The 4447-nt window shown below is 39.3% G+C and carries 4 protein-coding genes; all 4 read left to right on the plus strand.

Going from position 1 to position 4447, the window contains the following annotated elements:
- The coding region (locus tag AC6UD0_RS06950; RefSeq protein WP_500708607.1) for a phage tail protein at positions 1-690 on the plus strand (690 nt) is incomplete at its 5' end.
- Positions 691-768: 78 nt separating this feature from the next.
- Entirely contained in the window at positions 769-1230 is a 462-nt protein-coding gene (locus AC6UD0_RS06955; RefSeq protein WP_500708608.1) for a phage tail tube assembly chaperone, read from the plus strand.
- A gap of 38 nt (positions 1231-1268) precedes the next feature.
- Positions 1269-1457: a hypothetical protein gene (locus tag AC6UD0_RS06960; RefSeq protein WP_500708609.1), complete on the plus strand. Its 189-nt coding sequence runs from the start codon at positions 1269-1271 to the stop codon at positions 1455-1457.
- Between the two features lie 3 nt (positions 1458-1460).
- On the plus strand, positions 1461-4447 hold a 2987-nt coding region (locus AC6UD0_RS06965; RefSeq protein WP_500708610.1), incomplete at its 3' end, for a tape measure protein.

Genomic DNA, 4447 nt, shown 5'->3' on the forward strand with positions numbered 1-4447 from the left:
ATCGACTGGGTTGCTTTTGGAATCCTTGACGATGAGGGGAAGCTTATCACTGGAAAAGACGGATTAACTAATTCTGGTGTGATTAAGATTGATGGTGACGGTGAAGGTGCTACTACTGCCAATATCACCACCATTGAAGAAAAAGGTGAGATTAAGTTTGGTAATAACCAACCTAAACGAGTTAACCATGGTAAATCTCATCCAGAAATCGCATTGACTATGCTTGATATGCCACGTCCAGTTTTGATGAAGTTACGAGGCTTTGTTAAATCTGGTGATTCTGGTTATGTATTAAAATCAGGCGCTAAACCAAATGTTGCAATGTTGATCAAATCTTCTGACTTAGATGACAGTGCATTGTACGAAGGTTTTGCTAATGGTGAATTAATCCAAGCTGCCAATAACCACGGTACTGACAACACGAAGGAAGTTGAAGCTGACACTACTCTTAGTTACCAAGCTTTAACTCCTATTGCTGACGGTGTTTTTGCTGATTCAAAAGGTGTTAAACAACCTTACAAGACTTGGGCAGAAACTGATGAAGGCTTTAAGTCAGTAGATATGCTTAAAGAAACATTTGGTGGATACACTGGTTCAGATGTTGATAAACTACCAACTCGTTTAGACGATGGTACTAGAACTAACAACGACCCAAATTCATCAACTGACACTAGTCACGTTACTCAATAAAAATAAATAAATCTTAGTCGCCGATGAAATTCACAGTATGGATAATCCAGGCGGCTTTTTTAATAGGGAGAGTTTTTTATGACAATTAAAATCAATACTGAAAAAATCGGCTTATCAAAATCAATTGAAGTTAAACCAAGTTTGAAAATGCGTAAGTTGTCCAACGAAATTATGAGTACTTTGAATAAAGTTCAAATCAAAGGTATCCGTCAACAAATTGCGGCTCAAAAAGCACAAAAGAATGACGATACTGATGAGAACAACTTGGAAGCACAATTAAAGAACGCTGAAGACAACCACGAACAAATGGAATTAACCGAAAGCGTTGTTGATAAGTCCCTTGACTTCATTAAAAAAGTTTTGAAACTAACTTCAAAACAAATGGATACAGTCGAAGAAAATGTGGAAAACGAAGAAGCACTTGGAGTTTACGTTTCATACATCGTAGCTCGTTTAAATGGTGTTTCTGACAAAGAATTCGAAGAATCACAAAAGCAAGAAGCTAGTACGCAAGAAAACGAAACGTTAAAAAACGATTAGTACGTCTGAGATTATCAGAGGAAGACTTAAATAATGATATGGAAGACATGGACTACTTAAGCCAGCAAATGATGGTAAATGGTGGTATGGCTCCCAGTGATTTAGATGATCAAGATTACTTTGAATTAATGAACGTCTTAAAAGCAAGACCACGCGATAAGCGACCGATTTCTGCTCATGAAGCTATTGGTCGCTTGCGTGGCAATTCTAAAGGAAAGGAGGAATAACATATGGCTGGAAAAGCGTCTTATGATATGTCGACACGGATTGGTGTTGATACTTCTGGTGCAGTTCGTAGCATTCGTGCTTTAAACACCGCTGTTAGTGCGGCTACTTCGGCTTGGAAAGCGCAAGAAGCCTACAATAAGTCGATTGGTGATTCTTTTGGTGCAGTTGAAGCTAAGGCTAAAGGTCTTACTCAAGCTATGAGTAAGCAACAAGAAAAGATTAACGCTTTGAAAGCAAAACAATCTGAACTTGATACTTCTACTAATAAAGGTGCTACACAGTACGAAAAGTTAACCACACAGATTAATCGTGCTGAAACTAAGATGTCTTCGATGGCTGCTCAAGAAGAGCGGACAAACAAGCAACTTCAGTATCAAAAGAGTGGCTTAGCTGATTTACAACATGGTTATCAGACGGCAACCAATGCTACCAATGCTTATGTCGAAAGGCTAAAAGCTGAAGGTAATACACTTGGTGCTCAAAAGGAACAATTAAACGGCTACAAACGTTCGCTTGAGAATCTAACTTCACAGTACAAGATTCAAGATAGAGAGTTGTCTGCTAACAAGAGTTCTGTTAAAAGCACGACTGAAGCCTACAACAATTCTGTTGCGGGCTTGAAGCGGATGGAAGCTGCTGGTATGAAGAGTACTGAGTCGTACAAGCAACAGTCTCAAGCAGTTCGAAACACAAAGCTGGCTATGGATCGTGCCAACGAATCTTATACCGTTCAAGCTACCAGGTTAAATAAAACTGGTGCTGAAATTGCTAAAAACAAGACTCAGCAAAACGAATTAAACAGCAGCATCAAGAAGATTGATGGTACACCGTGGGAAAAGCTCCGTGCTAAAATGAGCGAAACTAATAAAACGGGTGAGAAAACTCATTCGATGTTCAAATCAGTTTTAGCGGCCAACTTAGCTACTAAAGTGATTTCGTTTGGATGGCAAGAAATTACCATGCATATTGGTGACGCCTTGAAGTCTGGTATGGAGTACGACAAAGAGCAACAGAAAATGGTTGCTACTTGGACTACTTTAACTGGGAATACCCATGCTGCTGATGGCATGGTTAAAAGTGTCAACAATCTATCAGTTGCTACCGGTCAGTCGGTTCAACAAACTGATGAACTAGAACAAAAGTTCTATCACTTGCATTCTAGTAAGCCTGAAGCTGACAACATGACTAAAGCGATGTTAAACATGGCCGATGCGGTTGGTTTAAACGGACAGCAGATTGATGCTGTTTCTCAAGATATGACAAATGCTTTGTCTCGAGGAAAAGCGTCTGCCGGAGAAATTAACCAGATTACGCAATATTTTCCAATGTATCGTGAAGAGCTGGCTAAGAGTAAAAATGTAACGGTTCAACAACTGAATGAAATGGTTAAAAAAGGCCAAGTTTCTGCCGACGACATGGAAAAGGTTTTCGAAAAACTTGGAAATGTGAAGTACGGTAAAGCTGCTGAAAACATGTTATCAACTATGGTAGGTGCAGAACGTACTATTAGAGCACGTGTGCCACAACTAATTGGTGACATCGAAAAACCCTTTATGCAAATGCAGAACCCGTTGTTCCTAGCGGTTTCGAAGTGGACTTCTGACCCTAGAACTGATCAGGAATTCAAGAAGTTGGGTAAAGCAACAACTAAGTCGATTAATACAATTACTAGTGCATTTACTAAGTCTTTCAGTGTTAAAGACATGCAAGGCGGCATGGATAAAATGCTAGAAGGACTGACTAACAGTGTTACTAAATTTGGTAACACGGTAGCTGCTCATTCAAAAGACATTAAAGCGTTTTTCGCTTCATTTAAGCAGACAGGTACAGCACAGATTAAGTTGTATGGAGCAGTTTTTAAAGACTTAGCTGTTATCCTGGTACCACTTTTAGATCAACTGGCACGACATTCAAACGTGTTTGCACCGATAATAGCTGGAACTATCGCTTATGGTCAAGCTACAAAAATGTTAGGTCCAGCAGCAGGGATGTATGGTACGCTTTCTAAATCTCTTATTGGTACGAAAGATGCCTTTTCTGGTTTTGGTAAAGGAGTAGGTATTACTGAAAAAGCAATCGGTGAGAATGCTTCTAAAACTGAAAAAGCATTTGGTGTGATTGGATCATCGGCTGATAAAGCAGCTAAAGGTTTAATTAGCTTTGGAAAACATCCAGTTCAATCCATTAAAACTGCAAGTAAAGCAGTAATGGAATTTGGTTCTAAAACGGTTAGTGCGATGAAAACAGCAGCAGTAGCTGTATTTACTAATCCTTTTGCTATGATTGCTGTTGCACTAACTGCTATTACGATTGGTGTCGTTGAGCTTTACAAGCATTGCAAACCTTTCAGAGATTTTGTGAACGCTCTATGGAAAGACGTTCAAAAGATGTTTGGTGGATTGTTCAAGTTCTTAGGCCAAGCTGTAAAAGAAGTCGGTAAGTTCTTTGGCGGACTTGGGAAATGGTGGGGTCAACAGACTAAGGCTCAAAAACAGGCCAACGATAAGTCTAAAAAAGAACAAGAGAAACAAGCTAAGGCAATGAAAAAAGCCTGGGACGACATGGGTAAAAACCTTAGTAAGTCCTGGAATAGTTTTACTAAAAACACTAGTAAGTCTTGGAATAACATGCAAAAAGATGCTGGTAAACTTGGAAAAGGTATCAGTAAAGGTATCGGAGACGGTACTAAACAAGCTGGTAAACTTACACAAGACTTCAGCAAGCAATCAACTAAAGTATTTGGCAATCTTGAAAAGAATTCTCCTAAGCAATTCCAAGGCATGTGGAAGACTATCAACGGCGTTACTCGGAGTCAATCCAAAGTTAATTCTGATTTAGTTAAAACTGGTAACGACTTAATCCATGGTCACTTCGACAAATTGGGCAAAGACGTCCACAAAGTCGTCAATGACATGTGGAATGGTATCAAGAATCTATTTAGAAACGGCTTCGATTGGATTAACAAATTAACTGGTGGCCGTTTAGGTGA

The organism is Fructilactobacillus sp. X7R9C1 (assembly GCF_059901005.1).

What these genes read in the sequence shown, in the direction of transcription:
- AC6UD0_RS06960 (WP_500708609.1), top strand. Translation starts at nt 1,269, where the DNA reads ATGGAAGACATGGACTACTTAAGCCAGCAAATGATGGTAAATGGTGGT.
- AC6UD0_RS06955 (WP_500708608.1), top strand. Translation starts at nt 769, where the DNA reads ATGACAATTAAAATCAATACTGAAAAAATCGGCTTATCAAAATCAATT.